The sequence below is a fragment of the Massilia violaceinigra genome (assembly GCF_002752675.1).
GTDB lineage: Bacteria > Pseudomonadota > Gammaproteobacteria > Burkholderiales > Burkholderiaceae_D > Telluria_A > Telluria_A violaceinigra.
On sequence record NZ_CP024608.1, the window covers coordinates 1,163,098 to 1,181,726 of the forward strand.

At 65.8% G+C, this 18,629-nt stretch carries 16 protein-coding genes; 12 read left to right on the forward strand and 4 right to left on the reverse strand.

The annotated features are described in order from the left end of the window. The first annotated feature begins 191 nt into the window (after positions 1-191). The 8 genes from CR152_RS05340 to CR152_RS05375 all read left to right on the forward strand — a co-directional run bounded on the left by CR152_RS05340 (position 192) and on the right by CR152_RS05375 (position 10,424). A complete protein-coding gene (locus tag CR152_RS05340; RefSeq protein WP_099873994.1) occupies positions 192-4,715 on the forward strand; it encodes a DUF6861 domain-containing protein in 4,524 nt (1,507 codons plus the stop codon). A 64-nt stretch (positions 4,716-4,779) separates the two neighbouring features. Next, positions 4,780-5,163 carry a VOC family protein gene (locus CR152_RS05345; RefSeq protein WP_099873995.1) on the forward strand — a complete coding sequence of 128 codons (384 nt, stop codon included), beginning with the start codon at positions 4,780-4,782 and terminating at the stop codon, positions 5,161-5,163. A gap of 83 nt (positions 5,164-5,246) precedes the next feature. Beyond that, positions 5,247-5,558 carry a hypothetical protein gene (locus CR152_RS05350; RefSeq protein ID WP_099873996.1) on the forward strand — a complete coding sequence of 104 codons (312 nt, stop codon included), beginning with the start codon at positions 5,247-5,249 and terminating at the stop codon, positions 5,556-5,558. Positions 5,559-5,599: 41 nt separating this feature from the next. Then, positions 5,600-6,070 (forward strand): immunity protein RhsI2 family protein, encoded by a 471-nt coding sequence (locus CR152_RS05355; protein ID WP_099873997.1) that lies wholly within the window; start codon positions 5,600-5,602, stop codon positions 6,068-6,070. A gap of 98 nt (positions 6,071-6,168) precedes the next feature. After that, positions 6,169-7,203 carry an Rpn family recombination-promoting nuclease/putative transposase gene (locus tag CR152_RS05360; RefSeq protein ID WP_099873998.1) on the forward strand — a complete coding sequence of 345 codons (1,035 nt, stop codon included), beginning with the start codon at positions 6,169-6,171 and terminating at the stop codon, positions 7,201-7,203. Between the two features lie 307 nt (positions 7,204-7,510). Continuing rightward, positions 7,511-8,533: a phospholipase C/P1 nuclease family protein gene (locus CR152_RS05365; RefSeq protein ID WP_099873999.1), complete on the forward strand. Its 1,023-nt coding sequence runs from the start codon at positions 7,511-7,513 to the stop codon at positions 8,531-8,533. After that, positions 8,530-9,879: a peptidylprolyl isomerase gene (locus tag CR152_RS05370; protein ID WP_099874000.1), complete on the forward strand. Its 1,350-nt coding sequence runs from the start codon at positions 8,530-8,532 to the stop codon at positions 9,877-9,879. Before CR152_RS05365 ends, CR152_RS05370 begins: the two co-directional genes overlap by 4 nt. Continuing rightward, the gene (locus tag CR152_RS05375) at positions 9,876-10,424 is read left to right on the forward strand and encodes a hypothetical protein (RefSeq protein ID WP_099874001.1); all 549 of its coding nucleotides are present in this window, start codon (positions 9,876-9,878) and stop codon (positions 10,422-10,424) included. Before CR152_RS05370 ends, CR152_RS05375 begins: the two co-directional genes overlap by 4 nt. A gap of 3 nt (positions 10,425-10,427) precedes the next feature. Here CR152_RS05375 and CR152_RS05380 read toward each other — a convergent pair whose 3' ends face one another. The 3 genes from CR152_RS05380 to CR152_RS33765 all read right to left on the reverse strand — a co-directional run bounded on the left by CR152_RS05380 (position 10,428) and on the right by CR152_RS33765 (position 11,853). Continuing rightward, positions 10,428-11,054, reverse strand: coding sequence for an SAM-dependent methyltransferase (locus CR152_RS05380; RefSeq protein ID WP_099874002.1), 627 nt, complete (start codon positions 11,052-11,054; stop codon positions 10,428-10,430). A gap of 30 nt (positions 11,055-11,084) precedes the next feature. Then, positions 11,085-11,447 (reverse strand): amino acid permease, encoded by a 363-nt coding sequence (locus tag CR152_RS33760; RefSeq protein WP_208640074.1) that lies wholly within the window; start codon positions 11,445-11,447, stop codon positions 11,085-11,087. 94 nt (positions 11,448-11,541) lie between these two features. Continuing rightward, complete coding sequence (locus tag CR152_RS33765) at positions 11,542-11,853, reverse strand: hypothetical protein (protein ID WP_208640075.1); 312 nt, start codon at positions 11,851-11,853, stop codon at positions 11,542-11,544. 278 nt (positions 11,854-12,131) lie between these two features. On the opposite strand from CR152_RS33765, the gene CR152_RS05390 reads away from it, so the two are divergent. Then, positions 12,132-12,761 (forward strand): GH25 family lysozyme, encoded by a 630-nt coding sequence (locus tag CR152_RS05390; RefSeq protein WP_157778331.1) that lies wholly within the window; start codon positions 12,132-12,134, stop codon positions 12,759-12,761. Between the two features lie 12 nt (positions 12,762-12,773). On the opposite strand, the gene CR152_RS05395 is transcribed toward CR152_RS05390, so the two are convergent. Continuing rightward, a complete protein-coding gene (locus tag CR152_RS05395) occupies positions 12,774-13,922 on the reverse strand; it encodes an ABC transporter substrate-binding protein (RefSeq protein ID WP_099874004.1) in 1,149 nt (382 codons plus the stop codon). Positions 13,923-14,184: 262 nt separating this feature from the next. On the opposite strand from CR152_RS05395, the gene CR152_RS05400 reads away from it, so the two are divergent. The 3 genes from CR152_RS05400 (at position 14,185) to CR152_RS05410 (ending at position 18,591) form a co-directional block, all read left to right on the forward strand. Beyond that, a complete protein-coding gene (locus CR152_RS05400) occupies positions 14,185-15,486 on the forward strand; it encodes an NCS2 family permease (protein ID WP_099874005.1) in 1,302 nt (433 codons plus the stop codon). Between the two features lie 148 nt (positions 15,487-15,634). Further along, a complete protein-coding gene (locus tag CR152_RS05405) occupies positions 15,635-17,677 on the forward strand; it encodes a methyl-accepting chemotaxis protein (protein ID WP_099874006.1) in 2,043 nt (680 codons plus the stop codon). Positions 17,678-17,718: 41 nt separating this feature from the next. Next, a complete protein-coding gene (locus CR152_RS05410) occupies positions 17,719-18,591 on the forward strand; it encodes an outer envelope protein (protein ID WP_099882022.1) in 873 nt (290 codons plus the stop codon). The last annotated feature ends 38 nt before the right edge of the window (positions 18,592-18,629 follow it).

Below are 18,629 nucleotides of genomic sequence, written 5' to 3' on the forward strand. Positions count from 1 at the left end.
CAGTATGGCCACGAATGGTTTTCATGGGGCTGCGCGCGAGATGCGGCGCACATTCCCTGGTCTTGCCGGAGTCTGAAACTATGAATGCATAAAAGATTGTGTATATACTATCATAAGCAGGCTCGTCCATTTAGAGTTATTGAACCGCACTAACCTACCGCGTTGCATCGACGCCAGAAAGTTCGCCGCGTATGTCATCTCCTGATTCCCCCAACCATTTTTTCGACTTCCAGCGCGCCCTCAAGGATGTGGGGCGCGCCTACGACAGCGCCGGCGAACAGGTCCGCCACGACATCGACCAGCGCCTGCAGCGCTGGTCGCACCGGGTGGCCGAATCGGTCGACTCGCTGGGGCGCGCCGCCATGCGGGTCGATGCGGTGCGCAGCACGGTGGCGGTCGGGCTGGCCATTGACGGCGCCGAGCGCCGCTTCCACGAATTGCTCAAGACTCAGCTCGAAGGCCTCGATTTCTCGCAGATCTGGGGCGTGCTGTGGACGGTGGTCAAGGAAGTGGTGCTGTACGTCGGCGGCGGCGCGGTCCTGGGCGGCACCGTGGGCGGCGTGGCCGGGGCGTTCGCGGGCGGCGCCGGCGCGGTGCCGGGCGCGATCGGTGGCGCGGCCCTCGGGGCCCAGATCGGCGGCGAAATCCTGGTGTGGATGGGCCTGGGCAGCCTGGTGCTGTATATCGGCGAAACCATTCCCACGATGTGCGGCAAGATGGCCGAAGGCTTCGCCACCGCCTGGCATGCCGGCGAGTTGCCGGACAGCGCCAAGGGCCAGTACGCGGCCCAGCTGCGCCAGGCCAGCGAATCGTTCGCGCAGGGCAAGTTGCTGCTGGTTAAGGCGATCCTGGCCGCGATCGTGCTGTACCTGTCGCGCGGCCAGGCCAGCAAATCGCTGCTGATGAAGGAACTGGGCAGCAGCAAGCTCGGACCGGCATTCGCCGACTGGGTGGCGGCCAACCAGGCCAAGTTGATGAAGCATCCGGCGCTGCAGCCGCGCATCGCGGCAGCCGAGGGCGAAGCGGCGTCGGCGGCCAAGGCCGGCGCCGGCAAGGCCAGGCCGGCAGCCGAGCCCGTGAAGTCCGCCGAGCCGGCCAAGCCGGCGAGCAAGCCAACGCCCAAGAATGAAGGCAAGGCGCGCCGGCCTTGTCCGGCCTGCCTGCTGGTGGCCAACCCCGTCAATCCGCTTTCCGGCAGCAAGATCCTGGCCGGCGAGCTCGACCTGGACTTCGCGCTGCCGGCGGCGCTGGCGCTGGTCTGGCAGCGCAGCTACAGTTCGGCGCAGGGTCAGACTCAGACCCGGGCCGGATGGCTGGGCGCGGGGTGGAGCACGCCCATTTCCGATGCCTTGCAAGTCGGCGGCGGGCAAGTCGTTGTGCTTGACGCCTGGCAGCGCGAGGTGACGTTTTCGCTGCCGCAGGTGGGCGAGGCGATCTATTCGCTGTCCGAAAAAATCACCTTGTCCCGCACCGGCGAACGCAGCTTCGAACTGATCGACGAGGAAGGGCTGCGCCGCCAGTTCTCGATTGCGGCAACGGCAAGCGATATCGCGCGGCTGGTCGGGCTGGTCGACGCCAACGGCAACAAGCTCGGCATCGCTTACAACCAGCAGCAACTGCCCGAGCGCATCGAAGACAGCGCCGGCCGCGTCTTTTTGCTGGAGTTCGGCGAGCATCGCGGTGCGCCGCGCCTCTCCGCCATCAGCCTGCTGCCCGAGGCCGGCGAGCGGGTCGATGTGCTGGCCAGCTACGCCTACGATGCCGACGGCAACCTGGCCGAGGTGCGCAATCGCCTGGACCAGGTGACGCGCCGCTTCGCCTACCGCAACGGTTTGATGATCGAGCACGCCCAGCCGGGCGGTCTGGTGTCGCGCTATGAATACGACCACGACGGCCCGGACGCCAAGGCGGACGCCAGGGTCGTGCGCAACTGGACCAATAACGGCCTGTCGTGGGACTTCCGCTACTTGGCGCGCGAAACGGTCGTGACCGATCACCTCGGGCGCGAGCAGCGCTACCGTTTCGACGCCGATGGCGAGTTCATCGGCCATGTCGACGCGATCGGCGGCGTCACCGAGCGCCGCCTCGACGGCAACGGGCGGCTGCTCGCCATCGTCGACCCGGGCGGACGCGCCATCGGCTACCGCTACGACGGGCGCGGGCGCGTGGTGCGGGTGGAACGCGACGGCAAGGGAACCGGCATCGTCTACGATGCAAGCTTCGACAAGCCGGCCCTGATCACCGATGCGCTCGGTGCAAGCACTGCCCTGCGCTACGACGAGCGCGGCAACCTGGCCAGCGTGACCGATGCGCTCGGCCGGCGCACCTCCTACCAGTACGACGAGCATGGCTTGCCGGTCAGGGTGCTCGACCCGGCCGGCGGGGTCAAGCGGTTGGCCTACAATCGCGCCGCGCAACTGACGGCCTACACCGATTGTTCGGGCAATACCACGCGCTTGAGCTACGACGGCAATGGCAAACTGGTGCGCTCTACCGATGCCCAGGGCAATGCGACGGCGTATTCGTACGACCCGCTGGGGCGCTTGCTGGCGGTGGTGCAGGCGGACGGTTCCACCGAGCGCTACGAATACGACGTGCTTGGCCGCTTGCTGGCGCGCATCGATCCCGCCGGACATCGCACCAGTTACGTGCTCGACAGTGACGGCAAGCCGCTCAAGCGCATCGATGCGCGCGGCGGCGTGCTGGAGTACCGCTACGATGCGGCGCGGCGGATCGCGGAATTGATCAACGAAAATGGCGATGCGCACCGTTTCGTCTACGACGCGCTCGACCGCCTGTCCGAAGAGACCGGCTTCGACGCGCGCCTGACGCGCTACCGCTACGATGCCAGCGGGCTGCTGGTGGCGAAGGAAGAGCACGGCAGCGGCGCGCGCACCGAGTTCACGCGCATCGACACCAGCTATCTGCGCGATCGCGCCGGCCAGTTGGTCGACCAGATCATCTCGCGCACCACCGGCGAGGCGCAGGCGGAGCAATTGCGCTTGCGCTTCGCCTACGACGATGCCGGCAGGATGGTCCGCGCCATCAACGCCGACGCCGAGGTGGCGATGCAATACGACGCCCTGGGCCAGCTGGTGGCCGAGCAGACCCAGGCCGGCGCCGAGTCGACTGTCTTGCGGCACGCCTACGATGAACTGGGCAACCGGATCCAGACGGTGCTGCCGGACGGGCGCGTGCTCAACAACCTGTTCTATGGTTCGGGCCACCTGCACCAGATCAATATCGATGGCGAGGTGATCACCGACATCGAACGCGACCAGCTGCACCGGGCGGTCAGCCGTACGCAAGGCGCGCTGACCAGCCAGTTCCGCTACGATCCGATGGGACGGATGCTGTCGCAGGTGGCGGGGCCGATTGGCGCGGGCGAAGGGGCCGATGCGCTCATTGCGCGCAGGTACGACTACGACGAGAGCGGCAATCTGCTGGCGATCGACGACCGGCGCAACGGGCGCACGACCTACAGCTACGACGTGCTCGGGCGCATTCTGTCGGCGCTGCAGCCACTGTCCGATGAGCGCTTCGCGTTCGATCCGGCGCACAATCTGCTCGATGAGCGCAGCGCCGGCGCGGGCCGCATCGAGGGCAACCGGGTACGCGTGTTCGAGGACAAGCGCTACGACTACGACGCCCATGGCAACCTGAGCGAGAAGCTGGTGGGGCGCCATACGCGCATGCGCTTCGAATGGAATGCGGCGCATCAGCTGGTCAAGGCGGTGGTTATGCGCAACGCCGGCGCCGCGGCACCGACGGTGCAGACGGTGAAGTATGTCTACGATCCGTTCGGCCGCAGGATCGCCAAGCGCGACAGCTTTGGCGTCACCCGCTTCACCTGGGACGGCAACCGCTTGCTGTGCGAGACACGCGCCAGCCATACGCGTACCTATCTTTACGAACCGGCGTCCTTCGTTCCGCTGGCACAGTATGACAGCGTCGGCGGCACCGGGCCGCAGGAACCATCCTTGCGCGGCAGGCTCCATTATCTGCACACCGACCATCTCGGCACGCCGCGCGAATTGACCGATGCCGGCGGCAGCCTGAGCTGGTCGGGAAGTTACCGGGCGTGGGGCAACGTGCTGACCGTGAACATGGCCGCGCCGCTCGCCGATACCGTGTCCGGGGCGCTGGAGCAGCTGCAGCCGATCCGGTTTCAGGGGCAATACCACGAAGCGGAAACGGGGCTGCACTACAACCGCTTCCGCTATTACGATCCGGACATCGGCCGTTTCGTGTCGCAGGATCCGATCGGGCTGGCGGGTGGTTTCAATACCTACCAATATGCGCCCAATCCGGTAAGCTGGATCGATCCCGCGGGTTTATCGGGCACACCGATCGTGGTCATCGGCGAAGGCCAGGGAGCCGTCGACGAGGCTGCGCGCCTGCTGAAACAGCAGGGCTACGCCGCGGAAAGCATGATGTTTCCCAAAAATCAATGGCGGGGCGGTAGACTCACTCCGGGGATGGCCGCGAGCGACTTCGAAAAGACGGTGCAGTGGAATAAGGAGTGGCTGGCGGAGAAAATCCGGCAAGGATATAAAGTGGTCGATATCGGGCCGGACGGGCGGGCGACGCCGAGCCGCTTCTATTTGGCCGAACAGGAAGCCCTGGCGGAAGCGAAGGCCGCGAAAACCACCTTGAAAAAATTCGGAAACGGCGAGACCGTTGCCGAGATGCGTGCCCGGGTATGTCGTTGCTGAGGTGTCGTTGCCGAGGTGTCGTTGCTGCGATGTCGTCGTCAAGCTGATCGTTGTGAAGGATGAAATGAGAACGGATATTTTTCTGAAGGTCGCGTCGGCGCCGCTCGCCATCAAGTTTTATGTGGAAGAACTTGGTATGTTCGAGATTGCCGCGGACTATGGCATGAACGACTTTCTGCTGCGAGCGATTAACAATCCCAACGTCTGCCTGCAGATCAGCGAGCGCGCGCACAAAACCTCGGGTTCGCCGCTATTCGGCATGAGCGTGGAAAACTGCGACGCCGAGTTTCAACGCCTGCAACAGACCGTGTTCAGCAGCGGCGCCCGCCTCGTGCCCGATCATGACGGCAAGCTTGCTGTATTTGAATGGCCCGGTGGAAAAAGCTTTCTGGTTGAAGATCCTTCGCAGAACCAGTTCATGCTGTTCGAAGATCGCATCGCCACGTAGATCGACAGACCCGCGGGCGGGATGGCTGCCGCTAACCAGGAAGGCACGTTTGGCGATCGCCACGTTGAGAGAGGGAGAAGGCGATGGGCTTGGGCAGTCACTTCAACGTTTATAACACCTGCTTGCTGATTTTGCGCGATCGCGGTTTCAAGATGCATGTGCAAGGCGAGATGGATGGCGAGGGTTGTTATCCGACCGATGCGCTGTGGATTGCCGAGAAAGATGGTTTTCGCTTCATGGGAGATAATCCGATCGAGCTGCTCGGACTGGTGGCGATTTACGACGAGGTGCAGCCTGCGGCGGATCTGCCATATTGGTGGCGCAAAGAGGGTGAGGATATATGGCGACAAATAATGCGTGAAGCTTTCCCTGACCGGGACGCCGGCCCGTCATGACATCCCCCAGCCACACGACCACACAGGATGATGCCGGTGCTATGACGATCAGACCAGGCCGGGTACCGATGAAACTGGTATTCGAGCTGAAAGAAGCACTCAGGCACGATCCTAAACGCATCGAGCTGGCCCAGGCGCTGACGCTCGACGAGTCCCGGCCCGGCATGGGATTGCGCGGCCGCTTCGGTTTGTTCGCATCGCAGCAATGGTGGGATCACATCGAGCAGGGCAAGATGCCGCGCCGGCTGGTGTCGGGCGTGATCAGCCGGGTGTACATCAGCGGGCAGAATGAGACGGTGAACAATACAATCGACCTGGTGACGCCGGAAGGCGTGGTCCGGGGCGAGGCGATTTACGTGAATAGGCGCGCCGATCTCGCGCTGTTCCAGGTCGGCCATCGCGCCGATATCCTGTATGCGCTCGACGAGCTGAAGCACCAGCCGGCGCCTGACGGCGGCGTCAATTATTCCAGGGTCGCGCTGGAAGTGGCAGTCTCGCTCCATCCGGCATGACGCTGGCACATCGGAAGATGCGACGCATGTTGAAATCGTTCGCCGCGCGCGCCTGAGGCAGCGCAAAGGCAGGGCAGGGGCGCTCGCTACAATGCCCCATGCCCGCCCCTCACGACCTCGGATACCGCTCGCTGTTCGCCCACCCGGAACTGGTGCGCGAACTGATCACGGACTTTACTTCCTTCAGGCTGCTCGATGACGTTGCGCTGTCGGCCTTCGAGCGCGTCAATCCGGCGTATGTGAGCGAGCGCCTGTCGGCGCGTCAGGACGATATCGTCTGGCGCGTGCGGGTCGGCGAACAGTGTTTGTACGTGTACATCCTGCTCGAATGCCAGTCCGGCGTCGACCGCTGGATGGCGCTGCGCATGCAGACCTACATTGGCTTGCTGTACCAGGACCTGGTGAAGGGCCACCAATTGTCGCCAGGCTTGCTGTTGCCGCCGGTGCTGCCGCTGGTGTTCTACAACGGCTTGCCGCACTGGAGCGCCAGCATGGAGCTGGCCGGGCTCCTCATGCAAGCGCCCGCCGAGCTGGCGGCGTTCCAGCCATCCCAGCGCTACGTGCTGATCGACCAGCAGCGCCTGGATAGAACGGCGCTGGAAGCGAATGCCAGCTTGCTGGCGCTGCTGTTTCGGCTTGAACTTTCAGCCGGTCCCGATGTCTTACACCAAGTCCTGCCTGCCCTGGCGACGTGGTTTGCGGATGCGCCCCAGGCCAGCTTGCGGCGCTCGGTTCAGGTGTGGATCAACGCTCTGCTGGCGCGCGGAGCCAGCGAACGGGCGTTGTTGGTGGTTGACAGTGTGGAGGAGGGTGCTGACATGAAAGGTAAGCTGGACACCTGGGCCGAGGAGTTCGAGGAGCTCGGCTTTCAAAAGGGGAGCGCCGAAGGCATGGCGAAAGGTAAGGCCGAAGGTAAGGCGGAAGGTAAGGCGGAAGGTAAGGCGGAAGGGCAAGTCATTGCATTGCGCGCAGTGCTGGACAGCCTGTTACGCAACAGGTTCGGCGATTTGCCGGCTTCGGCAACGCAGCGCATCGGCCAGGCAACCCAGGCTGAGCTTGAACAGTGGTTCCGGCGCAGCCTCAACGCGGGCAGCTTGCAGGCGGTGTTCGACGACGGTGCGGCGTCCACCTAGACACCTCAATCATTATTGCCGCCGGCATGACATCCGGCTTCGTGTCGCCTGCTCCCTTCTTCTGGCGCGGGATCCGGTCCGTGTCGTCATGACCGGTGTACAGGCGCGAACAATCCATTGTCGCGCACGTGAACGCCACAGTTCACCAACAACCTGCCTTTCACCTGCCTGTCAACTGAAAAAATACGCATGAGCCTGTCCCGCCACAGTCATCGCATCGTCACATTTCATCGTTACATTTTCACATTTCTTCCTTCGCGAATCATCCACGCGGTCGTCGCATCCGTGGAGTCAACCTGGAGTAACGATGAAACCCGGACTGCTCGCCACCAGCCTCGCGCTGGCCCTGTTTGCCAGCGCACCTGCCAAGGCATGGCAACAAGAAACGCACCGCCGCATCGTGCTCGATGCGATCACCTTCATGAAGAACAACCCGTCCACCACCAACTACGCCAAACTGGCCGCCGGCGTCGCCAAGGCCGGCTACACGATGGAGCAGTTCGCCCAGGCAGTGGGCCAGGGCGCCTACGACGTCGACGACTTCGCCGACACCTACCTGTGCGGCGCCACCACCGGCAGCTGCCAGATGGCGCCGGTGTGGGGCCTGGGCTCCTCGCTGGCCAACTACACTTCGTACTGGCACTTCCAGAACCACAGCGGCGGGCGCGATGTGCACGGCAACGCCTTCGGCGGCTACAACTACGCCAAGCTGAGCAATCGCGGCGATATCGACAAGCTGGCCGCCGGCTGGCTGGTGGGCGACTATCTCGACGATGGCGCCGGCGGTCTCAAAGGCTGGTTCGGCGACAGCAGCAAGTACAACAGCTTCGGCGTGACCGAGGCCAACTACCGCTTCGGCGGCACCTCCACCAGCAAGCAGTACGCCGATTTTGAAACCATGCCGTTCCAGCCGATCGACAATCTCGGCCAGTACTGGTGGCAGCAATTCCTGGCGCGTCCGACCGCGCAGTCGCTCGGCTTCGTGCTGCACACGACCGACGTGGTCCAGCCGCACCACACCTGGGGCACCTCGGGCAATGGCCATTCGGGCTGGGAGCAGTGGGTCGGCGACTATTACGAGCGCGAGCAGTTGAACGATGCCGCGCTGGTGCGCAGCGCCCTGGCCAGCTTTACGCCGCTGGCGCCCGGCGCCACCGATATCCGCGCGCTGCTGACCCAGGGCGGCAGCTATTCCTATGCCAACGGCGGCATCGTGCTGTCCTCAACCGACCATGCCGACCGCCGCGCGGTGGCGCGCGCCATGGTGCCGCATTCGATCGCGATGGTCGTGCACGTGCTCAACCGCGCCGCCGAGCGCCTGGCGATTTGAACCCGGCACGCACCTTGCGCGCGCTGGCCGGCGCCGTCTGGCTGGCCTGCGCCTGGCCGGGCGCGGCGGCGAACGGCCAGGGTGGCCAGGGCACGGCCGCCGCGCGCATCGACGGCGCGCCGCTGCTCGCGTTCAGCGTCGAGACCAGCTGGCGCATCGCGCGCGCCGCCGACCCGGCCGCCAGGCGCGGCGCCACGCTCGACGCGCTGATCGCCAACCGCCTGCTGGCCGACGCGGCGCGCAAGCGCTTCGGCGAGGCGGTTCTGTCGACCGGCCAGCGGGTCGGCTTCGCGCGCGATGTCGCTATCGACGACCAGCTGGTGAGCACCCTGCGTACCTTGTACGGCGCGGAGATGGAGCAGGACCTGCGCAGGCTGCCCGGTGCCGGCCTGGACAGCCTGCTGCACCCGCAAGCGGTGAGCGAGGCCGCGCTCGACGGCGTATTCGGCAAGCCCGGCGTGCTGCAGCTCGATCTCAATCTCGATACCGCGCAACTGGCGCAGGCGGACAAGCTGGTGCTGCTGCGTTTCGCGCTGCCGCATGGCGGCGATGGCAGCATCACCTTGGGTGACGTGTACCGGCGCCAGAACGTGCAGGGCAGGGTCGCGCTGTTCGCGCGCGAACGCAACTTCATGCAGCGGCAAGCCAGGGTGCAGGTGGCGGCGAGGTACGTGCTGGACTGGAGCCGGCGCCGTTTCGGCACCGACGCCGTGGCCGACCTGCGCCGGGTGCTGGCCGACCAGGGCGATGTGCAAGCCATGCTGCGCCTGCACGGCATGGGCGACGACCAGCATGCCGGCAGCCGCCTGCTCGACCAGCTTGCCAGCCAGGTCAGCCCGGCCCAGGTGCGCGACTGGTACCAGCGCCACCGCGAGGACTTCGTGCGCATCGAACGGGTGCGGGCGCGCCATATCCGCCTGCCTGACGAAGCGACGGCGCGGACAGTGTCGGCCGCGCTGGCCGCAGGCGCCGATTTCGCCACTCTGGCGCGGCGCCATTCGGTCGCACCGAGCGCCGCGGCCGGCGGCGCGCTCGGCTGGGTTCGCCACGAAGGCCGCCCGGGCTGGCTGGCGCAACTGGTATTCGCCCAGGCCGAAGGCAAGGCCTCGGTGCCGGTGCGCACCCCGGCCCCACCGGATGCACAGGCGCCATGGGAAATTGTGCTGGTCGAGCAGCGCGTGCTGGGCTACCAGGAGGCCAATTCCGAATCGGTGCGCTACGTGGCCAGCCGGGCGCTGGCGCGCGAGATGGCGGCGGCGCAGCTGGCGGCGCTGCGCGCGCAATTGCTGCGCAAGGCGCGCATCGACATCACAGCGGCCGGCACGGCGTCGGCGGGGCCGGCATGAAGGCCGGCGCCCTGATCGCCGCGCTGGTGGTGGCCGCCGGCGCATCCTGGCTGGCGCGCCCGCAGGCCGCCACGGCGCCGGCCGCGCCGCTGAACGATCGTGCGGCCGTGCCGTCCGTCGCTGCCCCGCCACAGGCAGCGCGGGCCGCCCAGGCCGCGGGAGCGGGATGGTTCGGCGAGGTGCCGCGCGCCATGCCCGTGCCCGCGCCCGTGCCCGCAGCGGAAAGCATGGCCGATGCGCGCCGGCACGGCGACGCGCGCACGCCGCCACTGGCCCCGCCAACGGCGGCCGGCGCAGGCCCGACCGCCGCCCAGCTGGCCGATCCGCGGGCGTACCAGGCCTACCAGGCGGGCCAGGATGCGCGCGTCATTGCCGCCTTCGCCAACGCCGCCGAGCTTGAAGTGCCGCGCTTGCAGGCCGATGTCGAGCGCGCCCGTGCGGCCGGCATTCCGGCGGCGCAGATCGCCAGGGTGGAAGAAAAGATCCGCCGCCTGGAACAGCTGCGCCACGAGATCGTCAACCCCGCGCAACTGCCGCGCAACTGAGCTTTACGGCCGGCTGCGCACGGGCGCCGCTGCCTGGCCGGCGGCCGCGCGCTTGTGGGCATCGCAGATGGTCCAGACGTAGATGGTGCTGCCGTCGACGCGCTCGGTTTTCTCGGGCGGCCATTCGCTCCCCATGTCGAACGCATGCGAGACCACGCGCGTGCCGACTTTTAACTGGCGCCACAGTTGTGGACGCAGGTCGCGGTTGACGCTGCTGAGCAGGTACAGCGTGACGACATCCGCGTCCGACAAGTCGGTCTTGAACAGGTTGCCGGCGATGAATTGCACCTGCTGGCCAACCCCGGCCTTGCTGGCATTGTCGCGCGCCTCCCTGATGCGGGCCGGATCGAGGTCGATGCCGACGCCTTTTGCGCCGTAGCGTTTGGCGGCGGTGATGACGATGCGTCCATCGCCACTGCCGAGGTCATACAGGATGTCGCCCTTGCCAACCCTGGCGAGGACCAGCATGCGGTCGACCACGGCTTGCGGCGTCGGCACATACGGCACATCGAGCGCGGGCCGCTGGGCCGCTGCCATGGGACTCATGCCGGCCAACAGCATGAACAGCAGCATGCCGGCGGCGAACCAGGCCGCGTTCGGGAATTGCTTGTTGCATCGGAACAGGTGCATGGTGAACTCCTTGTGATTGAGGATGGAAGATCAGGGTGTCGGCGCGCTGCCGGGCCGGCGCAGCAACGGCAGCAGCAGGCAGCCGCCCAGCGACTGGTTGTAGACGTACGACAAACTGGCCCACAGCATGTAGGCGCACATCGCGCAAAACAGCAGCGGCAGCAGCGGGAACAGCGGCACCTTGAACGGCCGCGCCACATGCGGCTCGCGCACCCGCAGCACGAACAGCGATAGCCCGGCGAGCAGGAAGAACAGCCGGAACACGGGGGCGCTGAATTCGACCATGGCCTTGAAGCCGCTGCCGGTCCACGCACCGGCCAGCACCAGCAGCAGCGCCGCCGCGCACTGGATGCGCAGGGCATTGGCGGGCGTGCCGCGCCGCTCGTCCCACACCCCCAGGCGCGCCCGGCCGCGTAGATCGAGCGCGCGCCGACGATGATGGTGGCGTTGATCGAGGTCAGCGCGGCGATGGCGACGATCAGCGAAATCATCGCGGCGCCAGCGCGGCCGAGGGCGGCATGCAGCAGGTCGGCGGCGAGCGCTTCCGAGCGGCCCATGCCCGCCATGCCCAGAGCGCTCCGATCAGCGACATGAGTCCGCCCCGGGCCCAGGCGGCGAACATCCACGGGGCCGAACCGGTCATGCCGGCCACCAGGGCCGGGGCCTTGAAGATGCCGGTGCCGACGACCACGCCGACCGTGAGCGCAATGGCTTCAGCGGGGCCGATGACCGCGCGCGGCGCCGCAGCGGCCGCGGGTTTTGCAGGCTCGACGAGGGGTATGGGCGTGGTTCCGGGCATGCTGGAGGTCCGGTTGGCGGTGGCGCTCCATGTAAGAGGGCGGCGCCGGCGCTTCGTTGGGACCTTCGGTGTTGAGCTTGAGCTAGCTCAATGTTTGTGTTGTCCGCGCTCGCGCGCTCTTGACGTACAAGCTTGCGCCAGTGCCGGACATGCTAATCTGGCTGGCAGGCTCGACGCGAGAGGAAAGCATCACTTGGCCGATAGTGCCTGCCGTACCCTGGACTGTTCAAGCCATCTCACCAAGCGGGCCGCTCGCGGCCGCAGGAAGGAAACGCACCATGAGCAATACGTTCTTGAAGGGGATCGACGTCTCGCATTTCCAGGGCACGATCGACTGGGCCAAAGTCGCGCAACAGGAGGTCGTGTTTGCCTACGCCAAGGCCAGCGAAGGCAACAGCGTCAGCGATCCCTTTTTCAGCGCCAACTATGCGGCCATGCGCGCGGCCGGCATCGCGCGCGGTGCTTATCACTTCCTGCATGCGGACGCGGATGGGACGGCGCAGGCGCGCCATTTCCTGAGCCTGCTGGGGACCCCGCAGGCCGGCGACCTGCCGCCCATGCTCGACGTTGAGAAGGCCTGCGGCATGCAGGCAACGGCCATCGATCGCTGTGCGCTGGCCTGGCTGACGCAGGTGCGCGAGAGCTTGTCGTGCACGCCGCTGATCTATTCCTCGCGCGGCTTCTGGAACAGCAACCTGGCCGGCTGCGCGGCGCTGGCCGCGTATCCGCTGTGGATCGCCGAGTACACCAGCGCCGCCGCGCCGGTCTTGCCGCAAGGCGTGACCGGCTACGCGATCTGGCAGCACTCGCAAACCGGCAAGCTCGACGGCATTGCCGGCGCGGTCGACCTCGATCTTTTCAACGGCGACGCGCAGGCGCTGGCGCAACTGGCCAGGCCCGCGTCCTGAGCGGCTGAGCGCTTACAGCGGGGCGCGTACCACCGCCCCTTTTTTCCAGATCGCCATCAGGGCGCTGCTCAGGTTGATGCCTTCGTGGTCGTCTTCCGAGAACGGCTTGTTATAGGTCGCGATCGCGCCCGGCACCGGCAGGCTCAGCCTTTCCAGCGCGGCCTTGATCTTGGTGCCGTCGGTGCTGTTGGCCTGGCGGATGGCGGCGGCCAGCAGCAGGATCGAGTCGTGCCCGCCGGCCACGGCGGTAGGATTGTTCATGCGCGGGCGCTTGTATGCGGCGCGGTAGGCGCCCTCGAATTCGCGTCCCGCCGCTGAACTGGCGCCTTCGACGAAGGTTTGCGGCGAGATCGCCCCTTCGGCGTGGGCGCCAGCCACGTTGAGGAACGATTCGGTGGCGTTGGTCCACGATCCGATGATCGGCAGGTGCATCCCCAGCTTGGCGCCGGTGGCGGCAACATGGCCCTGTTCGGTGCCGATGCCGTACAGCAGCAGCACTTGCGCGCCGGCTTCCCTGGCCTTGGCCAGCTGGGCCGACATATCGGTGTCGCCGAGCTTGAAGCTGCCCACCGCGACCGCCTTGACGTCGTGCGTGAGCAGCTGCTTGACCATGTCGTCGTGCCCGCCCGTGCCGTACGGCGTGGTGTCGTGCAGCAGCGCGATTTTCTTGTAGCCCTTCTTGATCGCATAGTCGACCATCATCTGCGCCTGCAGCGTATCGGACGCCTGCACGCGGAAGGTGTAGTTGCCTTCAGGCGCGTTGGCGAAAGCCTTGGTCAGCTTGGTGCCGGCCGATGCCGGGACCACGTTGGGCAGCTTGGCCGCCTGCATCACCGGCTGGTAGGCCAGCACCACGCCCGTGTTCACGCCGCAGGAGCAGGCCACCACGCCCTTGGACAGCAGGGCTTTCATGTTTGCCGCCGCGTTTTCCGGCTTGCTTTCGTCGTTGACCTCGACCAGTTCCAGATTGCGTCCCATCACGCCGCCACGGGCATTGATCTGCGCGACCGCCAGACGCTGGCCGTCGCGCACCGCCAGACCGAGCGGCGCGGAACCGCCCGTCAGCGGCAGCATGGCGCCGATCTTGATGGTCTCGGCCGCAAACGTGGCGCTGCCGAGGCACAGCGTGACCGCTGCGAATGCGATATGGCTTAGTTTCATGCGTAGTCCTTTTCCTTCTGGTCGGTGAGAGGCAAACTGCTGATGTTAAGCAAACTGATAGGGTTTCTGGCAAGGGCGCTTTAGTTTAAGGCAAATTTGCGGTACTGCAACAGTTAACTGTTGTATTTGCGCCAGCCATATGCCGGAATAGATAGCGGTTATGCACAACTCATGCGATTCAGCGGCGAGCAGGTAGGATACGGTCGCAGACGGCACCTCGGCTGTTTCCATTCATCATGCATATTCACCAGGAGAGACCATCTTGTCGTTACTTGAAAACCATTTCAAACTCAAGGAAAACGGAACCGATGTCCGCACCGAGCTGCTGGCCGGGCTGACCACTTTCCTGACGATGGCCTACATCATTTTCGTCAACCCCTCGATCCTCGGCGACGCCGGCATGCCCAAGGATGCCGTGTTCGTCGCCACCTGCCTGGCCGCCGCCCTTGGCAGCCTGATCATGGGCTTGTACGCCAATTATCCGATCGCGCTCGCGCCCGGGATGGGCTTGAATGCCTACTTCGCCTACGTCGTGGTCAAGCAGATGGGCTTGTCGTGGGAGGTGGCGCTGGGCGCGGTCTTCATTTCCGGCTGCCTGTTTTTACTGGTGAGCCTGTTTCGCCTGCGCGAAATCATCGTCAACGGCATTCCGCATTCGATCCGGGTTGCCATCACGGTGGGGATCGGCCTGTTCCTCGGCCTGATCGCGCTGCGCAATGCCGGCATCGTGGTGGGCAACGAGGCCACCCTGCTCGGCGTGGGCGACCTGCACGCCGCGCCCGCCCTGTTGGGAATCACCGGCTTTTTCGTCATCGTCGCGCTCGACAAGCTCAAGGTCAAAGGGGCGATCCTGATCGGCATCCTGCTGGTCACCGTGCTCAGCTTTTTCTTCGCGGGTAACAAATTCATGGGCCTGGTGTCGGCCCCGCCATCGCTCGCGCCGACCCTGTTCAAGCTCGACATCATGGGTGCGCTGTCGGTCGGTATCCTCAACGTGGTGCTGGTGTTCTTCCTGGTGGAACTGTTCGACGCCACCGGCACCCTGATGGGCGTGGCCAGCCGCGCCGGGCTGCTGGTCAACGGCAAGATGGCGCGCCTGAACAAGGCCCTGATGGCCGACAGCTGCGCCATCGTGGCCGGCGCCACCCTGGGCACGTCGAGCACCACGGCCTACATCGAAAGCGCGGCCGGGGTCCAGGCCGGCGGGCGCACCGGCCTGACCGCGGTGGCGGTGGCGATCCTGTTCCTCGGCTGCCTGTTCCTCTCGCCGCTGGCGTCGGTGGTGCCGGCCTACGCCACCGCTCCGGCGCTGCTGTACGTGGCGTGCCTGATGCTGCGCGAACTGGGCGAGATCGACTGGAACGACACCACCGAGAGCGTGCCGGCCGCGATCGCCGCGCTGACGATGCCGTTTACCTATTCGATCGCGATGGGGGTGGCTTTCGGTTTCATCTCCTACGCCGTGCTCAAGCTGATGACCGGGCGCGCGCGCGAGGTCAGGGCGGCGGTGTGGGTGATCGCCGGGGCCTTCCTGTTCAAATTCATCTACCTCGGCGCCGGCTGAAAGCTTGCGTGTTTGTCCAGCTTACGACAGGCACGCAACACTTCGGGAGGGCGATAGCACGCTCCAGTACGTTTGGTCTTGACCTGACGCAAGCTAGAAAGGAATATGGTCCTACTGTGTGACTCCCCGTCACCGAAAGGACACCGCCTTGACGCTGTTACGCCACCTCTCGATCCAAAAGAAATTGATGTTGAGCATGGCAGCCTGTTTGCTGCTGTTCGTTGCGATCTCTTCCACTCTGAGCATCATCATGACCGGGCGCGGCATCCGCGAACGGGTGGTCGAGCAGGAACTGCCATCGGTGATCGGCGAGATCCGCAACGACGTGCTGCGCCAGATCGCCGTTCCGCTGGCGACCTCGCTGGCGCTGGCCAACAATAGCTACGTGCAGGCGTGGGAGGCGGAGGGTTTGCCGGACACCGGCATGGAAGCCTGGAAAGCCTACGCCGGCCAGATCAAGGCCAGGAACAAGGCCGCCACCGTGTTCTGGATTTCCGAGTCGACCGGCAAATACATGACCGACCAGGGCCTGAGCCGCACCCTGGCCAAGGCCGCCGGCACCGATCAGTGGTTCTACGGTTTCCTGGCCAGCGGCAAGCCCTACACCCTGGACCTGGACAAGGAAGTCGGGTCCAACGAATTCATGCTGTTCATTAATACCCGTGCCGAGGCCGCCGGCGGCAAGCTCGGCGTGGCCGGCCTGGGCCTGTCGGTGACCTCCCTGGCCGATACCATCCGCGCCTACCGCATCGGCCAGTCCGGCTTCGTGTCGCTGGTGCGCGCCAATGGCCTGGTGCTGGTGCACCGCGACCCGGCGCTGGCCGACGGCAAGCATTACCTCAAGGATTTGCCGGGCTACGATGAAGCGCTGAGCAAAACGCTGCTGAGCGGCGCCAAATTCACCCACGCCGAAACCGACCTCGGGGCAGCGCGGCGGATGGTGGTGTCGTCCTTCGTGGCGGACCTGAACATGTATGTGGTGGCCGAAGTGCCGGAAGCCGAAGTGCTGGGCAATGTGGCGCGCGACGCCACCGTCTCGGCCCTGGTGGCGGCGCTGATCGGCGGCGGCATCGGCCTGTTCGGGATTTTCCTGATCAGCCGCGCGATCGCCGGCCCGGTAGCGCGCGCCGCCCACATGCTGAGCGACATCGCCGGCGGCAATGGCGACCTGACCCGCCGCATGCCGGTCGAAAGCAGCGACGAGGTGGGCGAACTGGCGGCAGCCTTCAACCGCTTCGTCTCCTCGCTCAACCTGACCATCAGCCAGGTGCGCGGCAGCACCGAAACCATCGCCGCCGCATCGAGCGAAATTGCGGCCGGCAATATGGACCTGTCGGGGCGCACCGAAGCGCAGGCATCGAGCCTGGAAGAAACCGCCGCCGCCATGGAACAGATGACCTCGACCGTGAAGCAGAACGCCGAGAACGCCAGCCAGGCCAATCAGCTGGTCGTGTCGGCCTCGACCCATGCCGTCAAGGGTGGCGAAGTGGTGGGGCAGGTGGTCAGCACGATGGGATCGATTACCGACAGTTCGCGCAAGATCGTCGACATTATCGGCGTCATCGACGGCATCGCCTTCCAGACCAACATCCTGGCCCTGAACGCGGCCGTGGAAGCGGCCCGTGCCGGCGAGCAGGGACGCGGCTTTGCCGTGGTGGCCAGCGAAGTGCGCAACCTGGCGCAGCGCTCGGCCAGTGCCGCGCGCGAAATCAAGACCCTGATCGACGACTCGGTGCAGAAGGTCGACGCCGGCAGCCGCCTGGTCGACGAAGCCGGCGTGACCATGCACCAGATCGTCACCTCGGTGCAGCAGGTGGCCGACCTGATGAGCGAAATCGCCGCCGCCAGTTTCGAGCAGAGCCAGGGCATCGGCCAGATCAACCATTCGATCAGCGCCATGGATGACGCCACCCAGCAGAACGCGGCGCTGGTGGAAGAAGCGGCCGCGGCGGCCAAGTCGCTGCAGGACCAGGCCGCCAACCTGGCCAGCGTGGTCAGCGTATTCAAGCTCGACGAGAGCGCCACGCCGCCGGCCGCGCGCGCCGCACCGGCCCGGCACGTGCCCGCCACCCGCAGCGTGGCGCGCGCACCGGCGCCACGGGCGGCCGGCAAGCCGGCCAGCAAACCCGGCGGCAAGCCGGCGGGCAAAAGCGTCGCCCCGGCCGCGGGCGACGACTGGGAAGAATTCTGAATGCCGTCCATTTGTCTTCGACTTTCAACCACGGGAGCATCATGAACGCAACCATCCTGCGCGGCCTGCCCGCGGCCTGCATCCTTGCCACGGCCAGCCTGGCCGGCGGCGCCGCCCATGCGGCCGAATGGAGCGACACGGCGATCAGCTGGCGCACCGGCGAGCGCTATCGCGAACCGTTCAACCGCGAGTACGTCGGCAAGCACATTTTCGCGCTGACGCACGCCAGCGGCTACCAGTACGGCAGCAATTTCTTCAATGTCGACATGCTCATTTCCGACAGCAAGGACCCGGCATCGCTGAACCAGACCGACGGCGCCCAGGAAGCCTACGTGGTGTACCGCCACACGCTCGACATCGGCAAGCTGCGCGGCGCCCCCATCAAATTCGGTCCGGTGAGCGGGGCCGGCGTGACGCTCGGCTTCGACTGGAACGCCAAGAACGATGTCGGCTACAACTCGCGCAAGCGGATGCTGGTGGTCGGCCCGACCCTGATGTGGGATGTGCCGGGCTTTCTGTCGACCAGCATCTTGCTGCGACGCGAGAGTAATGCGCCGAGCGGCGCCTTTCCGCCCATCTCCAACGTGCGCGGGCGCTACACCTACGACCTGCATCCGATGCTGACGGCCAGCTGGGGCATCCCGCTCGGCACGCTGTGGGCCTTCGAGGGCTATGCCAACCTCATCGCATCGAAGGGCAAGAGCGAAACCGGGGCCGACACCGGCGCCGAAACCAACATCGACATGCAGATCATGTTCGACGCCGGCGCGGCCATGGGCTACAAGAAGCGCACCTTCCGCGTGGGCCTCGAATACCAGTATTGGAACAATAAATTCGGCAACACGTCGGCGACCACGGGCGGGCAGGGCTACCGCGCCAAAACGCCGATGGTGCGCGTGGCCTACCACTTCTGAGGGGTCGGCAGCAATCTTGCAACTTTTGCTATAACATG